At 61.9% G+C, this 18,488-nt stretch carries 13 protein-coding genes and 1 pseudogene; 5 read left to right on the top strand and 9 right to left on the bottom strand.

From position 1 onward, the window contains the following. Positions 1-463 precede the first annotated feature (463 nt). Both aepX and aepY read left to right on the top strand, forming a co-directional pair. Positions 464-2,185: a phosphoenolpyruvate mutase gene (aepX, locus tag HWX91_RS35060; RefSeq protein WP_028200637.1), complete on the top strand. Its 1,722-nt coding sequence runs from the start codon at positions 464-466 to the stop codon at positions 2,183-2,185. Beyond that, positions 2,182-3,348 carry a phosphonopyruvate decarboxylase gene (gene aepY, locus HWX91_RS35065; protein ID WP_028200636.1) on the top strand — a complete coding sequence of 389 codons (1,167 nt, stop codon included), beginning with the start codon at positions 2,182-2,184 and terminating at the stop codon, positions 3,346-3,348. The genes aepX and aepY overlap by 4 nt, the downstream gene beginning before the upstream one ends. Positions 3,349-3,436: 88 nt before the next feature. Here the strand turns inward: aepY and HWX91_RS35070 are convergent, their stop codons facing one another. The 4 genes from HWX91_RS35070 to HWX91_RS35085 form a co-directional block, all read right to left on the bottom strand. Further along, complete coding sequence (locus HWX91_RS35070; RefSeq protein ID WP_165614491.1) at positions 3,437-3,589, bottom strand: hypothetical protein; 153 nt, start codon at positions 3,587-3,589, stop codon at positions 3,437-3,439. Positions 3,590-3,670: 81 nt separating this feature from the next. Next, positions 3,671-4,375, bottom strand: a complete 705-nt coding sequence (locus HWX91_RS35075; protein ID WP_028200635.1) for a PIG-L deacetylase family protein — start codon at positions 4,373-4,375, stop codon at positions 3,671-3,673. Positions 4,376-4,562: 187 nt separating this feature from the next. Beyond that, complete coding sequence (locus HWX91_RS35080; RefSeq protein WP_042277528.1) at positions 4,563-6,092, bottom strand: UdgX family uracil-DNA binding protein; 1,530 nt, start codon at positions 6,090-6,092, stop codon at positions 4,563-4,565. A 195-nt stretch (positions 6,093-6,287) separates the two neighbouring features. Next, a complete protein-coding gene (locus tag HWX91_RS35085) occupies positions 6,288-6,992 on the bottom strand; it encodes an SDR family NAD(P)-dependent oxidoreductase (protein WP_028200634.1) in 705 nt (234 codons plus the stop codon). Positions 6,993-7,167: 175 nt separating this feature from the next. On the opposite strand from HWX91_RS35085, the gene HWX91_RS35090 reads away from it, so the two are divergent. After that, entirely contained in the window at positions 7,168-8,085 is a 918-nt protein-coding gene (locus HWX91_RS35090; protein ID WP_028200633.1) for a LysR family transcriptional regulator, read from the top strand. On the opposite strand, the gene HWX91_RS35095 is transcribed toward HWX91_RS35090, so the two are convergent. From HWX91_RS35095 to HWX91_RS35115, 5 genes and pseudogenes are all read right to left on the bottom strand, one after another. Next, entirely contained in the window at positions 8,082-8,669 is a 588-nt protein-coding gene (locus HWX91_RS35095; RefSeq protein ID WP_028200632.1) for a nucleotidyltransferase family protein, read from the bottom strand. The two genes, HWX91_RS35090 and HWX91_RS35095, sit on opposite strands and share 4 nt — an antisense overlap. A 77-nt stretch (positions 8,670-8,746) precedes the next feature. Then, positions 8,747-10,969, bottom strand: coding sequence for a xanthine dehydrogenase family protein molybdopterin-binding subunit (locus tag HWX91_RS35100; protein WP_028200631.1), 2,223 nt, complete (start codon positions 10,967-10,969; stop codon positions 8,747-8,749). Beyond that, positions 10,966-11,967, bottom strand: a complete 1,002-nt coding sequence (locus HWX91_RS35105; RefSeq protein ID WP_028200630.1) for an FAD binding domain-containing protein — start codon at positions 11,965-11,967, stop codon at positions 10,966-10,968. Before HWX91_RS35105 ends, HWX91_RS35100 begins: the two co-directional genes overlap by 4 nt. A gap of 13 nt (positions 11,968-11,980) precedes the next feature. After that, complete coding sequence (locus tag HWX91_RS35110; protein WP_028200629.1) at positions 11,981-12,730, bottom strand: 2Fe-2S iron-sulfur cluster-binding protein; 750 nt, start codon at positions 12,728-12,730, stop codon at positions 11,981-11,983. A 396-nt stretch (positions 12,731-13,126) separates the two neighbouring features. Beyond that, positions 13,127-13,261, bottom strand: a pseudogene (locus HWX91_RS35115) (PKHD-type hydroxylase); the annotation flags it as partial. Between the two features lie 342 nt (positions 13,262-13,603). Between HWX91_RS35115 and HWX91_RS35120 the strand changes: the two are divergent. Then, positions 13,604-16,462 carry a type VI secretion system Vgr family protein gene (locus HWX91_RS35120; RefSeq protein ID WP_102857518.1) on the top strand — a complete coding sequence of 953 codons (2,859 nt, stop codon included), beginning with the start codon at positions 13,604-13,606 and terminating at the stop codon, positions 16,460-16,462. Beyond that, complete coding sequence (locus HWX91_RS35125) at positions 16,459-18,486, top strand: phospholipase D-like domain-containing protein (RefSeq protein WP_028200297.1); 2,028 nt, start codon at positions 16,459-16,461, stop codon at positions 18,484-18,486. Before HWX91_RS35120 ends, HWX91_RS35125 begins: the two co-directional genes overlap by 4 nt. The last annotated feature ends 2 nt before the right edge of the window (positions 18,487-18,488 follow it).

Genomic DNA, 18,488 nt, shown 5'->3' on the forward strand with positions numbered 1-18,488 from the left:
GAATGAACCCCAAACACTTGACCTTCAATACAGTTGCTTTCTTTGCGGCGGCAAAGAAAGTAAGTGCCGCCCCGCACAGGGGCAACACTAATAGACCATTAACAAAACAAGGAAAGGCCAAAAGATAAACACTAATAGACCACGACCGACGCCAATACAGAAAAACAAACACCAACCATATAAACCATAAAAACAAAATAAATAGAAAACGAAAAACCCACCCCAAACCCCAAGCCCCGCAGGGCCCAATCACATTTCACCACGTAACGCCAAAAAACCCCAACCAGACACTCATCCGCATGAAATGCAAAAAACAGCACATTTCCACACTTAACAACAACACCCAAAAAGGTGAATACAACCGTCACCACCAATAAAAACGATTTCAGCTATAGTCGCCATTTTCCAGTCGCCAGCCGGGCAAAAAAGAGCACCAATAAGCCCGCCACCAGGAGTAAAGAAAATGAACGCCCGCGAACCCGCATTCATCCCGGTTTCCCGCAGCGCACGCCTGCGCCAGATGCTCGTCAGCAACGAACTCGAATTCATGATGGAGGCCCATAACGGTCTCTCCGCCCGTATCGTCCGCGAAGCGGGCTTCAAGGCGATCTGGGGTTCGGGTCTCGCGATCTCCGCCCAATTCGGCGTGCGCGACAATAACGAAGCGAGCTGGACGCAAGTCGTCGATAACCTCGAATTCATGGCCGATGCCAGCGATCTGCCCATCCTCCTCGACGGCGATACCGGCTACGGCAACTTCAACAACGTGCGCCGCCTTGTGCGCAAACTCGAACAGCGCGGCATCGCCGGCGTCTGTATCGAAGACAAGCAATTCCCGAAAACAAACAGCTTCATCAACGGCGAAGCCCAGCCGCTCGCCGATATGGACGAGTTCTGCGGCAAGATCAAAGCCGGCAAAGACTCGCAGTCGGATGAAAATTTCTCGATCGTCGCCCGCGTCGAAGCACTCATCGCCGGCTGGGGCATGGACGAAGCGCTGCGTCGCGCGGAAGCCTATCGGCAAGCAGGCGCGGACGCGATCCTGATCCACAGCAAGCTCTCGCGCCCCGATGAAATTCTCGAGTTCGCACGCGAATGGGCGGGCCGCGGGCCGCTCGTCATCGTGCCGACCAAGTACTACAGCACGCCCACCGAAGTGTTCCGCGAAGCCGGCATCAGCACGGTCATCTGGGCAAATCATCTGATCCGCGCGGCAACCTCGGCCATGCAGGCCGTCGCCAAGGAAATTCACTCGAGCGAAACGCTCGTCAACGTCGAAGACAGCATCGCCGCCGTCAACGAAATCTTCCGTCTGCAAGACGCGGACGAATACTCGGAAGCCGAAGACCGCTATCTGTCCAGCGGGCGCTCGGCCGGCTCCGCCATCGTGCTCGCGGCCAGCCGCGGCAAGGGGCTCGAAGCCGTCACCGAAGACCGTCCGAAAGTCATGCTGCCGATCGCGGGCAAGCCGCTGTTGCGCTGGCTCGTCGACGCGTTCAAGAAGCAAAGCGTCAACGACATCACCGTGGTCGGCGGTTACCGCGCCGATGCGATCGACACGGCCGGGATCAAGCTGGTCGTCAACGAACGCCACGCGCAAACCGGCGAGTTGGCGTCGCTCGCCTGCGCGGCCGGCAAGCTCGCGGGCGATACCGTCATCTCCTACGGCGATCTGCTGTTCCGCAGCTACATCCTGCGCGATCTGGTCGAGAGCGAGGCCACGTTCAGCGTCGTGGTGGATTCGTCGCTGACCGATGCGGAAAACGCCAGCGTGCGCGACTTCGCATGGTGCTCGGCAGCCGACGATCGCGGTCTGTTCGGCAACAAGGTCACGCTGCGTCACGTGTCGAGCGGGCAGGAAGCAAGCTCGGCCATCGCTTCGCAAACGCCGCATGGCCGCTGGGTGGGTCTGCTGAACGTGCGCGGCGAAGGGCGTGAGCGTCTGCAAGCGGTGCTGGGCAAGTTGCAGGCGCGCCCGGATTTCGATTCACTCGACATGCCCGCGCTGCTCAATGCGCTGATCGAAGCAGGTGAGGCGATCGAAGTGCAATACGTGCACGGCCATTGGCGCGGCGTGAACGATCTGGAAGACTTCCGTCGCGCCGGCGATTTCGCGCATGCGCAAGCGCCGTTTGCGGCAGCGGCCGGCGGCAAGACGAACGAAGCCAGCGGAGCAGCGCAATGATCGAGGCAGCACAGTTTGTCGAAGCGGCGCGCGAGCGTGTTTTCGACTGGTATGCAGGTGTGCCGTGCTCATATCTGACGCCGTTCATCAACTACGTATTGCAGGATGAATCGCTGCATTACGTCTCGGCCGCCAATGAAGGCGATGCGGTTGCGTTGATCGCCGGCGTCACGCTCGGCGCGCAAAACGGCCGCCGCGGTATCACGATGATGCAGAACTCCGGGCTCGGCAACGCGGTGAGCCCGTTGACTTCGCTCACGTGGACCTTCCGTCTGCCTCAGTTGCTGATCGTGACGTGGCGCGGGCAGCCCGGCGTCGCCGACGAACCGCAGCACGCGCTGATGGGTCCCGTCACGCCCGCGATGCTCGATACGATGGAAATTCCGTGGGAGACTTTCCCGACTGAGGCTGACGCGATCGGCCCGGCGCTGGATCGTGCCATTGCCCACATGGATGAAACCGGCCGCCCCTACGCGCTCGTGATGCAAAAGGGCAGCGTGGCGCCCTACGAGTTGAAAGAGAGCGCCGCGGGCGCGCGCCGCGTGCCGGTCGCGCCGCGTTCGCAATTCAAAAACGTCGCGGCGAATGAATTGGCTTCGCGTCACGACGCGCTGCAGAAAGTCATCGCGCACACGCCGCTCGAATCCACGGTAGTGCTCGCGTCGACCGGTTTTTGCGGCCGCGAACTCTATGCAATCGACGACCGTCCCAACCAGTTGTACATGGTCGGCTCGATGGGCTGCGTGACGCCGTTTGCGCTGGGCCTTGCACTCGCGCGTCCGGATCTGCACGTGGTCGCGCTCGACGGCGACGGCGCCGCGCTGATGCGCATGGGCGCCTTCGCCACGCTCGGCGCGTACGGCCCGTCGAATCTCACGCACGTGCTGCTCGACAACGGCGCGCACGATTCGACCGGTGGTCAGGCGACGGTGTCGCCGCAGGTGTCGTTTGCGGGTGTCGCGGCGGCTTGCGGTTACGCGTCGGCGCTTGAAAGCGACGACGTCGGCGTGATCGACGAGTTGTTCGGCACAGCGCCGTCGCCCCACGGCCCGCGCTTCGTGCGACTGGCGATTCGCCGCGGCACGCCCGATGGCCTGCCGCGTCCCACGATCACTCCGCCCGATGTCAAGACGCGCCTGATGCGCCACATCGGCGCCGCTTAAGGAGTCGGTGAATGCTGCTGCTCAATCCGGGGCCGGTGATGCTTACGGAACGCGTGGGCTAGCCAGCCTGGTGGCAGACTCCCGGGCGTCACACCGGATCTTTGTCCGGCGGTCCATCGGGCCGCTGCGGCTCTTCGGTGTGATGACCCGGCGACGGCGGCACTAGCGGATCGGCTTCCGGGTCCCGATTCGGATCGGCGTTCGGATCGGGAATCGGGCTGGTATGCATGTCGTAGCTCATTGCGTCACCTCTTTGAGTCAGGAATGTGCCTGAACGCAGGCCGTTTCCTTCTAGCGTAGGCGATCCAGCACGGCACGCCTCTTACTTTTTCCCGCGACGGCCCGCGCTCAATTGCCAGTAGCGTTCGGCGGCGAAAACGTCGTCGTAGTTGCCGGCGCCGAAAGCGCGTAGCTGGCTTGCGTAAGCGTTGACCGCTTCGCGCTTGAGCTGGAGGCGGCGCGGCAGGTCGATCGTGTGACTCGCGTTCGGATAGTCCGGCGTGGCGACGATGCCGCGTTGCGCGAGGTCGGCGAGGCGCGCCTGCACGACACCAGGTGTGCGGCGGTGAATCGCGTCCTCATAGGCGAACCAGGTGAGGTGCGACAGCCGCGGCAGGATTTCGCAACAGGCTTCGAATACCAGGACGTGATCCTCGTGCCGCAGGCCGAGCGGCATGAGCAGCGTATTCGCGGTCGTGCGGTAGATGGTCTCTTCAAGCGCCGCCGCCAATCGGGCGATCGACGGCGAATCCAGATATTGGCCGTCGCGAAACGGCATGCGCAGCGGAATCGCGTCGAGCACTTCGAGCGCGAGGTTGTCTTCGCGCGTGCGGGCGTGGATGGCCTGATGGGCGCTCGTGAACCCCGACTTTGCATCCCATTCGGTTTGCATTTCCTGCTCGGGCGGGGCGGCGAATACGGTACAGACCGCGGCGTCGGGATGGGCGGCGAGTAATGCGCCGCAACTGAAGACGGCGTCATCGAAATGGGGCGAGACGATAAAAAGGCGTGGGCTGGTTTCGCTCATGGAATGTGTGGAGATTGCGAGACGTGCGGGGCCGCGTTCGAAGCTTCAATCTTGCGCGAGACACACTCGCGGGATCGGCGGCGTCACATCAGCTTAGGCGGAATTGGCGCAGCTTGTGGTAATCGTTGTGAGCGCTGCAAACCGCGTGCCTGGGCGGCCCGATTCTGCGGCGGCTTCCCGTAGAGGCTCACCGTTGTGTCTCTGGCCTATCCCGAACCTGCTCACCTCGAGCGGGCGCGCTGCCCTCCGCCAGTGCCGCTGCGCGGCTGAACGCGCTCGTGATGGTCGCCACGATGTCGTTGCGCAATGTGGCGTCGGCCATTCCTAGCGCATACGACGGGTGCCAGGTCGGCACGATCAGGCGCCCGTCGTGGGCGATGGTTTGACCAAGGTATTCGGACAGATTGACGTGTGCGCCGGTCAGTGTTTGCAACGCCGTCGCACCGAGTGCGACGATGACGCGCGGTGCGACCCGCGCCAGTTCTTTTTCCAGCCAGTACTGACAAGCCTCCAGTTCGCGCCACACGGGTGTGCGATGGACGCGTTGCTGGTCGAGCGTTTCCCATTTGTAATGCTTGACGGCATACGTCAGATACAGCGCTTGGCGCTCGAGGCCGGCGCGCGCCAGCACGGTGTCCAGCAGTTGGCCGGCCGGTCCGGTAAAGGGCTCGCCATGCTGGTTCTCGTCTTCGCCCGGCTGTTCGCCGATCACCATGATCGCCGCAGGTGCGGGCCCGGCGCCCGCCACCGCCTGTTTCGCGTTGCGCCATAACGCGCAGCGCCGGCAGGTGGCGAGCGGGCCGGTGGGCTCCTGCAAGGGGGGCGTCACGGCCGAATACTCGACCGGCGGTTTGCGGGGAACGGTGACAGCCGCGCTTTGCGCGCCGAGACGGCTGCGTTCGCGCGCGAGATGTGCGGGCAGCGGTGGGCCTGCCGGCGGCATTCTCCAGTAACGCAGCGGCACCGGCGACGGCAGGCTGTTGACGGCGTTGCTGTAGTACGCGAGCCAGAGCGCCTCGGTGGGTGTGCTGGTGACGGCTTCGCCACTGAGTGCACCGGCCGCACTGGCCGCGAACGCAGGCGCGGCTTGCTCGCATTGCGCCAGTAACGGCCGGTCAATGCGCAGCAGCATGCCGTTCCAGAACACCGCGCCGTGCGGCGTGGCCAGCATCCACGTGGAATTGCCCATGCTCCCGGCGAAGCGCACGGCGGCACGCTCCAGCAAGTCGTGATGCGGCTCGTACCAGCCGACGAATTCGGGTGGCCCCATCGACGGATCACGCCGTCTGAACAAGGTGAGTGTCAGCAGGTCTTCGGTTTCGCGCTCGATAGTGCGGATGCGCTGATCCAGCAGCGCGCCGTCCGGGTCGCTGGGGTCTAGGACATTGCGCTCGCTGCGCGTCCAGCGCCAAAGGACGCGGTACAGCAGCGCCCAGCGGTCCGGCGCGCGGAAGCACGCCGCCGTTTTCAGCCAGGAGAGCAGTTCGCGCGGAATCACGGGTGTGGCGAGGCCTGGGGCAGCGGCGGCGATTGCTGGGCCGGAGGCACCCGCCGTGGCGAACGCGGATTCAGCAGCCGGCACGCCCGGAGTTGCAGCCCCCGCTTCAGCTTCGGACTCGACCCACTCGACCTGTGGCGGCTCGATACCTTGCCGCAGCAGTACCCGCGCGGCACGCCGCCATGTAGCGAAAGACGGTTCGATCGGAATGCGTTTCATGCTGACGCGCGGCGGATGCGCGCATCGTGATGCGCGTACCTATGCTGCTAAAATACTGTATGGATATACAGTATGCGGCAGAACGCCTGCCTGGATCAAGTCGACCGGATCAAGCCGGCGCTGCGGGTGCGTGACCCTGCAACGGGGCCAGAGACATACTCGCCGGCCGACGGGTATTCGCGTCAACGGCGCCCGTCACCACGGCACGACCCTTCCGAGGTAGTCGAGGTAATGCAGGCCGGCACGCCCTTCATAAGCCTCGATCGTATTGACCAGGTTCGGAATGCTTTCCCCGATGGTCAGACGCGCCGTAGGACCGCCCATGTCGGTCTGGACCCATCCAGGCGCCATCAGCAGAAGGCTGCGCGGATACTCGGCGCTGCGCGCCGCGAAAGTCCGCATGAACATATTCAAGGCGGCCTTGCTGCCCCGATAGACTTCGTAATTCGCGTTAGTGGCGTTGGTGATACTGCCTTGCCCCGACGACATGACGCCAATCGTTCCAGTCGGCGGGACGAGGTCCTGAAACGCGTCGATGACTCTCATCGGGCTTAGCGAATTCGTCACCATCACCCGCACGAATTCCTCGGTTGAGACATCCGCGATTGTTTCCCCATCGTCGTTCTTGACGCCGGCGTTCACAAAGAGCACATCGATACGACGGTCTGCAAGGCGGGTGCGCAGCGCTGCGATCTGCTCCGGAATCGTGATATCGACAGTTTCTACTTCCAGCGCGCCAGCGGAAGCCTCCGCGACATGCCGGAGCTTGTCGGTCGAGCCGGTTCGTCCGGTGGCGATGACCTGGTAGCCGCGCTTCAAATATTCCTCGACCATCGCCAATCCAAGGCCGCGGGACGCGCCGACAAGGAGGACGGTTTTCTGCGAATGAGTGTTTTTCATGGGTATTTCCGGAGAACGAAGCCGCTCCCGAACCTGAGTCTAACGGGAGCGATCCTCGTGGATAAATTGTGCAATCCAATATAGCCATACGCAGGAAAGGGCGGAAGCCGCGCTGAATGCAACTAATATCTGCATCAGACGCCTTATCCCATCTCCGCCGACCACGATTAAAAAAATGCCTGAACCGGACCTCAATCTTCTTTTCGCGCTAGATGCGTTGCTCACCGAGAAAAACGTGACGCGCGCTGCCCGGTCGTTGCAGTTGAGTGCGTCGGCAATGAGCCGCACGCTGACCCGGCTTCGCGCCGCGACCGGCGATCCATTACTGGTCCGGGCCGGGCGCCAGATGGTGCTGACGCCGTATGCCGAAGAGATTCGTGAGCAAACGCAGAACGTCGTTCAGGACGCGCGTTCCTTACTGCGCCCGTCGCCCGCGGCGCTGGATTTTTCAACCCTGCGCAGAACCCTCACGATCCGCGTCAATGAAGCTTTCGTGGAAGCCTTCGGCGCACCCTTGATTGCAGAAGTGACCGCGCAGGCGCCGTTTGTGCGTTTGCACTTTTCGTCCAAGCCAGAAAAGAACGCGGAATATCTGCGCAATGGCTCCGCCGATCTCGAGATCGGCGTCGTGGAGGAAATGGGGCCCGAAATTCGCGTCCAGGCGTTGTTTCGAGACCGTTTTCTGGGTGTCGTCAGAAAGGGGCATCCCCTCGACCTGAAACAGGAGGTGACGCTCGAGCAATACGCCGCGTTTGGTCACGTCGTCGCGCCGTACGGCCGCCAGACAATCGATTCGCTTGACGCCGCGCTTGCCCAGTCAGGTCTGGAGCGCACGACTGTCGCGGTTGTGCCGAGTTTTCCGGCGGCGCTGGCCGTGGCGCGAGCGTCGGATCTGGTCGCGCTCCTGCCGGAATCTTTTGTGAACACGCAGCCCGGTGCGGCCGTCAGCGTCTACGCGTTCGAGCTTCCCGTGGTGACTGAGGGTTTCACGGTTTCGCAGATGTGGCATCCCCGTTCGGAGAATGACCCGGCTCACCGCTGGCTCAGGCAGCTCGTTCTCGGAATGTGCCGTCAGCAGGTGTCGTCGGACTAAACGTTGCGCAGATCTTCCGGCGTATCTACGTCCCGCAGGATCCCCGGATCGTCGACGTCCAGCCGCATGACCCGCTGCGAGGTCAACAGCGCGCGTGCGCCGGTGTCGCCGTCGAGCGCCATCAGGGCGTCCCGATGCTCGATGCCGAAGCCAACCGGATGGCCGCGCTGGCCCTGATAAAACGGCGCGACGATCGAAGCGCCGCCGTCGAGCGCACGCGCGACGGCTTCGATCGTGGGGGTGGCAATGCGCGGCATATCGGCAAGCGCGACGATCCAGCCCCCGGCGTCGTCGCTGGCTTCAATGCCGGCGGCGAGACTCGCACCCATGCCACGATTGGCGCTCTCGGCGAACACCACGTCACAGCCGGCGTCGTTCAGCAGGCGCGCGAGGGCGTCCGAGCCCGGCCGCACCACGGCCAGCACACGCGAGACGACCCGCAGCAGCCGGTGTGCGGCTTCGTGCGCGACCGGCGTGCCGTCCGGCATCTGCGCGAGCAGCTTGTTGTGCAGGCCGTCCGGGTCGAAGCGGGAGCCGAAGCCGGCGGCGAGCAACACGCCGGTCGCGAGCGAGGCGTAGGCCATGGGCGGGCACCGAGAGAAAGGATGTGCCCGATTGTGCGATGCAACGCATCGGCAGGCAAGCGCCAATGTATCGACCGTTATGCGCGCATCGTCCCCATCACCTTGTCGAGTGTCACCGGAAGATCGCGCACGCGCACGCCGGTCGCGTGATACACCGCATTCGCGATGGCCGCCGGTATGCCGGTAATGCCGATCTCGCCGATGCCGCGCACACCGAGCGAGTTGACATACGGATCGGGCCGATCGATGAACGTGATGTCGAGCGAACCGATATCGGCATTCACCGGCACGTGATACTCGGCGAGATTCGCGTTGACGAAGCGCCCATAGCGCGTATCGAGCGAGGTCTCTTCCTGGAGCGCCGCCCCCACGCCCCACACGATGCCGCCCATCAACTGGCTGCGCGCGGTCTTCTGGTTCAGCACGCGCCCCACGTCATATACGCCGACCACGCGCGCCACCCGAATCGTGCCGAGATCCGCATCGACATGGACTTCGGCGAACACGGCGCCAAACGAGTGCAGCGAATACTTCTGCCTTTCATCGCCGGGTTTGACCGTCGCGGTGGCTTCGATCGGTTTGCCGCCTGAGCGCGCGATGATCGCCGCCGCCGGATCGCGTTTGGCCGGTTGCGAACGGCTCACGACCCAGCCGTTCTCCACCGTAATGTCGTCGAGCGCGATGCCGTGCACCGGCGAGGCTTCATCGGCCAGCGCCAGGGCGATCAGCTGGCTGCGCGCTGCGTTGGCGGCCTCGCGCACCGCGGGCGAAACGCTGGCCGCCGATTGCGAGCCGCCCGACCCCGGTGCTTTCGGCAACGACGAGTCGCCGAGCGCGAAGTGGATATTCTCCGGCGCGAAGCCGAGGGCGTCGGCGGCCACCTGGGTCATCACCGTGTAGGTGCCGGTGCCGAGGTCCTGGGTGCCGGAGGCGACCATCGCGCTGCCGTCCGGCAGAATCCGTGCGATGGCTGCGGCTTCGCTGCGGTTGGCCGGATAGGTCGCGGTGGCCATGCCCATGCCGATCAGCGTATTGCCGTCGCGCATCGAGCGCGGTGCGCCGGTACGCCGCGACCAGCCGAATTTCTCCGCGCCGATCTGATAGCACTCGCGCAGGGACTTGCCGGACCACGGCTTGTTTTCCTGCGGATCGGCTTCGGCGTAATTCTTCAGGCGCAGCGCGAGCGGGTCCATCCTCAGTGCCACGGCGAGTTCGTCCATTGCCGATTCGAGCGCGAACGAACCGGTTGTCTCACCGGGCGCGCGCATGAAGGTCGGCGTGCCGAGATTCATCGGCACGATCCGGTGCGTCGTGATCTGATTGGGCACCGCGTACAACATGCGCGTGACCATGCAGCAGGTCTCGGTCCAGTCCTCGAATACCGACGTGTTCGAGGTACTGTCGTGGCGCATCGCCGTTAGCGTGCCGTCGTGCCGCGCGGCAAGCGTGAAATGCTGTTCGGTATGCGGCCGCGCGCCGACCGGCCCGAACATCTGCGGCCGCTCGAGCACGAGACGCACCGGACGCCCGGTCTGTTTCGCCGCCATCGCGCACAACGATACGTGCGACCACGACGATCCCTTGCAACCGAAGCCACCGCCGATGAACGGCGAAATCACTCGCACGTCGCCCACCGGCATGCCGAAGGTTCTGGCGACCGCCTGCGCCGCATTGCTGACCCCTTGCGTCGAGTCGTAGAGCGTGAGCTGCGGGCCATCCCAGCGCGCCATGGTGGCGTGCGGCTCCATCGGGTTGTGATGCTCGATCGGTGTCGTGTAGACGGCGTCGATGTGCACTGTACCGCTGCGCATGCCGTCCTCGAAGCTGCCGCGTTGCGTGTCGGTGGTGCGGCCTTGCGGTTTGTCGGGCGCATGTCCGTTCGGCTTCGCCTGTGCGAAATCGAGTACCGCGGTGCTGCTCTGGTACGTGATGCGCAATTGGCGGGCGGCGTCGGTAGCATGTTCGAGCGTATCGGCAACCACCACCGCGACCGGTTCGTTGTTGTACTGAACCTGGTTGTCCTGCAACAGCGACAGGCGTCTGACGGCCGGCGGCGCCAACGCCGGCTTGCCGCCATTCGGCAGGCGCGGCGCGTTCTGATGGGTCATCACCAGCAATACGCCTGGCAATGCCTGCGCGCGGCTGGCGTCGATCGACGTAATCGTGCCGCTTGCGATCGTGCTGGTGACCAGCACGGCATGCGCAAGCCGCGCCTCGGGAAACTCGGCGGCGTAGCGCGCTTCGCCGGTCACTTTCAGCAGACCGTCGATACGGTCCATGGGTTGACCGATCAGATTCATGCGACACCTCCGCTGTGGCCCGCGGCCTGATTCACTGCGCGCACGATCGCGCGTTGCGCGAGCTGTACCTTGAACGCGTTCTCGTGCTGCGGCCTCGCATCGCGTAGCGCGGCGGCTGCGGCGTCATGCAACCGCGCCTGTGTGAGCGGCTGGCCGTTGAGCATCTGCTCGGCGGCGCCCGCACGCCATGGTTTGTGCGCGACGCCGCCCAACGCGATGCGCGCGGTTGTTATGTGATCGCCGTCCATCTGCAACGCGGCGGCTACGGACACCAGCGCGAATGCGTAACTGGCCCGGTCACGCACTTTCAGATAGTGCGAGTGATCGCTAAACAGAGGCGGTGGCAAATCGACGGCCGTAATCAGTTCTCCCGGCCGCAAGGTCGTATCGACGTCGGGACGGTCGCCGGGGAGCCTGTGAAAATCGGCAAACGCAATCGTCCGCTCGCCTGTGGGGCCTGTGACGCGCACGACGGCGTCGAGCGCGGCGAGCGCCACGCTCATATCCGACGGGTTCACGGCGATACATTGCGGACTCGCACCGAGAATCGCCTGTGTGCGATTGTGGCCTTCGAGCGCCGCGCAGCCGCTGCCTGGCGTGCGCTTATTGCACTGCGTGAAGGCCGTGTCGTAAAAGTAGCCGCAGCGAGTGCGCTGCATCAGATTCCCACCCACGGTCGCCATATTGCGCAGTTGCGACGAGGCGCCGGCCAGAAAAGCTTGCGACAGCAACGGATATTGTTCGCGCACCAGCGCGTGATTGGCCGCATCGCTATTGCGCACCAGCGCGCCGATGCGGATACCGCCATCCGGCAGCGTGCCGACCGTATCGAGCCCGCTGATGTGCGTGATATCGATGAGCCGCATTGGCCGCGCCACGCCGCCTTTCATCAGGTCGAGCAGATTGGTGCCGCCGCCGATGAATACCGCCCCTGGCTGCTGCGCCGCGCGCACGGCGCCGGCGACGTCGCCGGCGCGTTCGTAAGAGATCGCATCCATGCTGGTCGCTCCGTCAGGCTTTGGTGTCGTGCAAGCCGCCGTTGCTGCCGGCGCCCGCGCTGTTTTGCCCGCCGCCGTCATGCACGGCGCGCACCGCCGCGACGATGTTGGCGTATGCACCGCAGCGACAGATATTCCCGCTCATGCGCTCGCGGATTTCGTCGTCGGAAAGCTGGGGCGGGCGGCTGCGCACGTCGGCGGTCACGGCACTCGCCGTGCCGTTACGGAATTCGTTCAGCAGGGCAGTCGCGGAACACAACTGCCCGGACGTACAGTAGCCGCACTGGAACGCATCGTATTCGATGAAGGCCCGTTGTAATGGACTCAGCACGTCGTTGCTGGCAAGTCCTTCCACCGTCGTGATGTTTTCTCCTTCATGCATCACGGCGAGCGTCAGGCAGGAATTGATACGACGGCCGCCGGCGATGACGGTGCATGCGCCGCATTGCCCACGGTCGCAGCCTTTTTTCGTACCCATCAGGCCGGCGTATTCGCGCAGCGCATCGAGCAGGGTTACGCGTGGCTCCAGTTGCAGCGTATAAGCACGACCGTTGACGGTCAGCGTGACTGGTCGGCTCGGCACCGGCGTATGGGTTTCAGCGGGCGGTAGCGCGGCAGGACCGGGTGTCTGGGCCCGCAAATGTGGTGCCGCGCCGACGGTGGCGGCAGCGGCGGCCGATTGCAGAAAGCGGCGGCGTGAAGGTTGAGGCGGTGCGGCGTCGGGCTCGTCGCCCGGATCCTGAAGTTTGTTTCTCGTGGACATGACGATCTGCTGGCTCCATTGAAAGGTCAATGCAGGCATGACGACACGCGCGTATCCCACGCCCCGATAGCCGACGTGCGGGTGTCCCATGCGCGGGCACCCGAAGTGTCGCGGTTTAATTCATTACACACTCAGCAATTTCGGTGCCGTTGCGAATGCAACAGGTTGTCGACGCGGCGTAAAGCGATTCTTCGCGATCCGGCGACAAGCCGCGGCGAATCCGTTCGAATCGTGGAGGCGCGGCCAGATATGCGGTGGCGCACGTCAGTGACTGACGTTGCGCTTAACGAACGGGAAAGTAAATACGCTTGGGTGTCTTCTTTCTGCGTATAAAGAGAAAGACTGTTTTGCTTGGGACGAGGAGTCCGCGTGGGGAATTACAGGCGCGGGTACTGCTCAGGCATCAGCCCAGCGGCGCAGCAGATTGTGATAAATACCGGTGAGACTGACCACGGTCGGATCGTTCGAGCCTTTCTCGGCAGCGAGGCGCTGCACGTCGTTGTCGAGTTGGAACCTGAATCCACGTGCAGCAGGACTGGATCGAATGGAGGGACGAAACCGCTCGTATCCCGAACAGCTATGTTGCGGGAAACGGTTCGACCGTGTTCAAAGTTGGAAATGACTTTCTTTTTCACGCCGTGACCGGGCAGGCGAAATTGCTTGACACTATTCACGCTATAAAGGGCGGCGAATATTGCCAGTTCAGGCGCTGGCATATATGGAGTTAATCTCTCGGAGATTCGGTATCCACCAGAATATTCATGTTGCATTAAGCTGGCGTTTCTTTTTGCAAATTATCACACTTGTCCAATTGCCTTCATACTATCGTCATACGTAAAATCGCGCGAACCGGCGGGAACGATGAGAGGCGGTATGGGCGTGCGGGATGTGATCGGGGCGATAACAGGCGGGCTGTCACAGCAGGACCGCCTTCTGAAACTGGATACAACGGCAGGAAATAACGTCCTCCTGCCGCATCGGGTCATCGGTCGCTCGCGCATCGGTCGTGATTATCTTTTCATGCTCGACTGTGTATCCACGTCGGGCGATGTCCAGCTCAAGACACTGATCGCGCAGGCCGTCACGCTGTGGATACAGCAAACGGATGGCTCGTATCTCCCGCATCACGGTTATGTGCATACGGCACGCCGGTTGGGAAGCGAAGGTAGTCTGACCACGTACCAGCTTGCGTTTTCCTCATGGATGCATTTCCTGCAATTCCGCCGCGACCAGAAACACTGGCAGGATAAAAGCGCCGACGCGATCATTTCGGACGTATTCAACGAGCACCCGCAGGCGCGCGGGATGTTCCGCTTCGCACTGTCGAAACCGCTGCCCATGCGCTCGTATTGTCGGCAGTGTGAGACTGACTGGAATTTCGTGCACCGGCTGCTGGAGTCAGAGGGGCTTTACGGTATCTGGCAGCAGGCGAGTGACGGCAAATCGCATACACTGGTGATTACCGACCGCCTCCAGACGCTCGAACCGCTCTCGCCGCAGACGGTCGGGTTCTATCGTGCGGGCGTGAACAGCGAGGCCGATGCACTGATGCAGTGGTCGGGCACGCGGACGCTGCAATCTGTTCTGTTGTCGACACGCACGTTCGACTACAAGAATCCGCCGACGCCATTCAATCCGAAGGCGACAGCGATTCCCACGATGGCGAATCAGGGGGTGCTACCAGCACAGACTGAAGTCTACGAATATACGGGCGGCTATACCTATCGGGAACAGGGGCGCGGCGATCACTTGTCGACAATCCGCATGCAGGAATGGGAGTCGCAGGCGAAGCGCTTTCATGGCGCAGGCGGTTTGCGCGCAATCGACGCAGGGCGGCGTTTTATGATAGCCGGTCATCCTGTACACGATCAGGATTCGGACGATCAGCGTGAATTTGCGGCCATCGAGGTTGAATGGGCCATCGAGAACAATCTCCCGCTTTCCGGACACGAAACGAATTACCCGCACAGCCTGAGCAATCAACTCACGCAGGCTCGCGCCGACGATCCGGGCAAGCTGTTCAGTGTTGCCCATGGTGACGGCTCCACAGGGTTTTACCGGGTTTCCGTCGAAGCGCAGCGTACGGGTGTGCCGTACCGCAGCCCGTTCGAACACCGCAAGCCCGAAGCGCAACTGGAGTCGGCCATTGTCGCCGGTCCGAAAGGTCAGGAGGCGTATACCGACGAACTGAACCGGGTCAAGGTGCTGTTCGTGTGGGACCGGATCAATGAGGGCGATGAGCGGGCATCGTGCTGGGTGCGCGTGGTGCAGTCTGATACGGGTGATGGTTATGGCGGCGTGCACATGCCACGTGCAGGTGAGGAACTGATAATCGGCTATATCGGCAACGACATTGACCGACCCATTGCGCTGTATCGCGTGTACAACGGCGCAGCGAAACCGCAATGGCATTCGAACGGGCTGCTCTCGGGATTTCGCTCAAAGGAATTTTCGGGAAGCGGTTTCAATCAGATGGTGATGGACGACGCGACTGGCCAGAACCGCGTTCAGCTATACAGTTCAAGCACCAATGCTCAACTTCACCTCGGCTATCTGATTGATCATACCGCCAACACGCGCGGCAACTTCCTCGGCAGCGGCTTCGATCTGAGTTCCGAAGCATACGGTGCACTGCGCGCAGGACGTGGGCTGTACGTATCGACGCACCTTGTCGTCAGCCAGCCTCTCGATGCGCGTCAGGCCAGCAATCAGTTAATCAGCTCGGAAAGTGTCATTGAAGGACTGTCGCAGGCTAGCGATAGCGCGCAGGCCGAGAGTCTGAAGGAAGGGCGCGACGCGTTGAAGGTTTTTACAGATACGACCCAGCACAGCGAAGCGGGCGCGACGGGTAGTGGTGGCAACACGGCAGGTGGGGGAACCGGTAGCGCGAACGCGTTCACGCAGCCCGTGATACTGTTTGCCGCGCCTGCGGGTATTGCACTGTCGACACAGAAGTCGACGCACGTCGCGGCGGACCAGCATATCAATCTGGTGAGCGCCCAGAGCACGCACATTGCGACAGGTAAATCGCTGGTGGCAAGCGTCACGCAGAAACTGAGCCTATTCGTGCAGAACGCAGGGATGAAGCTGTTCGCGGGGAAGGGGAAGATTCAGGTGCAGGCGCATGCCGACAATGTCGAATTGACCGCGCAGAAATCGCTGCTGTTTGTATCCGCCACGGAAAGTATTCAGGCCGCTGCCCAGCAGGAAATCCTGCTGACCTCTGGAGGTGCATACATCCGCATCAAGGACGGCAACATCGAGATTCACGCACCGGGCAAGATCGACTTCAAGGGGGCAGACTTCCCGTTCAGTGGACCGACGCGGATGGATGTGACGAACCCGGCGTTCAAGGACATGCCTACGCGGCGACTGACCCTGAACACGATGGCGTCACCTTCCGCGACGAACGTCGTGCCGGTCGGCATGCCGTACAAGCTCTATGCGGACGGTGCGTTGGTGAAGCAGGGTGTATTCGACAGCACCGGGCAATTACCCATCGACCATCACGTCACCACGCAGAAATATACGCTTGAGATGGCAAGCGGCGTCAAGCACGAAATCCCTGTCCCGGCCGATTACCGGGACGCTGGCAATGGGGCGCTGGCGAATCAGGGATTCCAGTTTCACGAGAATGGCAGTGCGACGGATGTCACCCCACCCGGTGACCGCGCTCAGCATCGACAACGCTACAGCGACCTGCTCAATCCGTCATCAGGAGACGACGCATGACCGGCGCGCCAATCACGACACCGCTTGCACAGAACCAGACATCCACTGCGACAGTATGCTCGCCTTGGTTCGTGGACTTTACCGACGAGAACAGGCCTGTCGAATTTCATCCGCTACCATGCTCCTACAAGCCGCTCGTAAACGGTGAGGAAGCATTCAGTGCGGTCTACGACGCCATTAATGCAGCAAGATTCAGCGTCGATATTATCTGCTGGGGCTTTCAGCCTTCGATGTATTTCAAGCGCGGTGATCGCGGTGCGTCGATGAATATCGGTGATCTGCTCATCACAAAGGGCTTGCAAGGCGTGCGGGTCCGGGTTCTGTGTTGGGCGGATTCCCTTGGTATCGCGCAGATGTCCGAGAATTCGACCCCGGGCCTGACCTGGTGGAGGCACTTTTTTACACAGAACGAGAACAATGCGGAGCGGGAATATGACCGCGAGTGGTATCGGCATGCGACAGCCCCGGGTATCGGACCTCAATGGGAGGATGCGAGAAACAAGTGGGCAGCGGAATTACGGGCGCGACACACGGCGGGATTGCCGCCACCTGATCCCGCACAGGTCGTCGCCTTACAGGGGTTCCCGTGCGTGGAAATGGCGACGCGGGATTTCTCGTTGAAGGACCGCTGGGAAATCATGTGGCGGGAATCACGTTTCCGCGATGATAAAAATCTCAACGAGGAAGCGGTCACGGTCGGCTTTGGTGGCGAACCGTCACATCACCAGAAAATGGTGATGGTGGACTACGACGCGCCGGAACACGCGGTGGGCTTCGTCATGGGGCACAACACGCTCGACGCCTATTGGGACGACGATAAACATTCGTTTGCGCGGATGCATCCGCGCTTCGGACGCAATGGCGCAACGCCGAGGCAGGACATGTCCGCGTGCGTCACTGGTCCGATCCTTGAACATCTGAACGTGAACTTCTGCCGTGCGTGGCAGCACACCACGAAAGTCGACCTGATTACGCCGCGCAAGGCGCTGGCATCGCGGCTCACCGTCCGACAGGACAAGGGCACTCCTGTGATGGCGCAAATCCTGCGCACACAGTCGCAGAAAGCCGAGAATCGCCGGGATATCCGGTCGATGTACAAGCAGGTGACGAACAATACGTCCCGCTTCATGTATATCGAGAACCAGTATTTTCGCTGGCCACCGCTGGTCGATCAGATCAAGGCCGCCGTCAATAAACAACTTGCATGGGGACGGGACACCGGCAGGGATGGGACGCTATATCTGTTTGTCGTGACCAATTCCAGCGACGATGCGCTGGAAAACGGACAGGTTTCGACGTATCGCATGATGGAGTCGCTTGGACATGCGGATACGATGCCAGACGTAACGAAGGCGGAACGCGACGACGCACTGCAACAGCAGAAAAGCAGTCTCCAGTCGCAGATAGACGACATCGATGGCAGTGAGCAGACCGTGAGAGCATATGGCACCGGCACGGCCACACAGAATGCGCCATTTTTTGCCAGGAGCGAAGCACGCAAGAAGGATTTGCAGCAGCAACTGGATGCCGTAAACGGGAAGATCAGTGCCAATAAGAGCGGGCCAGTTGTTCCGAGTGATATCACCGGGCTGAAAACGCTAATCTGCACGTTGGTTGCGCCTGACTCTCCGGCAGGAAACTGGACGAACACCTATGTACATAGCAAGATCATGGTCATCGATGATGTGTTCCTCACGCACGGCTCGGCTAACATCAACACGCGGAGTATGGAAGTCGATAGCGAATTGAACATCTGCCATGAGCATGGCGACGTGACGAATGCGCTCCGGAAGCGGTTGTGGACTATTCATACAAGGAACGGTTCAGTCAGTTATCAAGGAGGACAGTCGGACTCGGACGCAAATAACGCACAGGCCATCGGCGACAATATTGAGGAAGCATTCAAGGCTTGGAGCGGGATCATCACAAGCAACAAAAAACGAATGGATAGCAAGAAACAGTCGCCTTTGGCATCTTTGATTGCGTTTCGAACCGACACGACAAAACGGAGCAAACTAGATTGATC

It is taken from the genome of Paraburkholderia fungorum (assembly GCF_902833645.1).
In the GTDB taxonomy this organism is placed as follows: Bacteria; Pseudomonadota; Gammaproteobacteria; order Burkholderiales; family Burkholderiaceae; genus Paraburkholderia; species Paraburkholderia fungorum.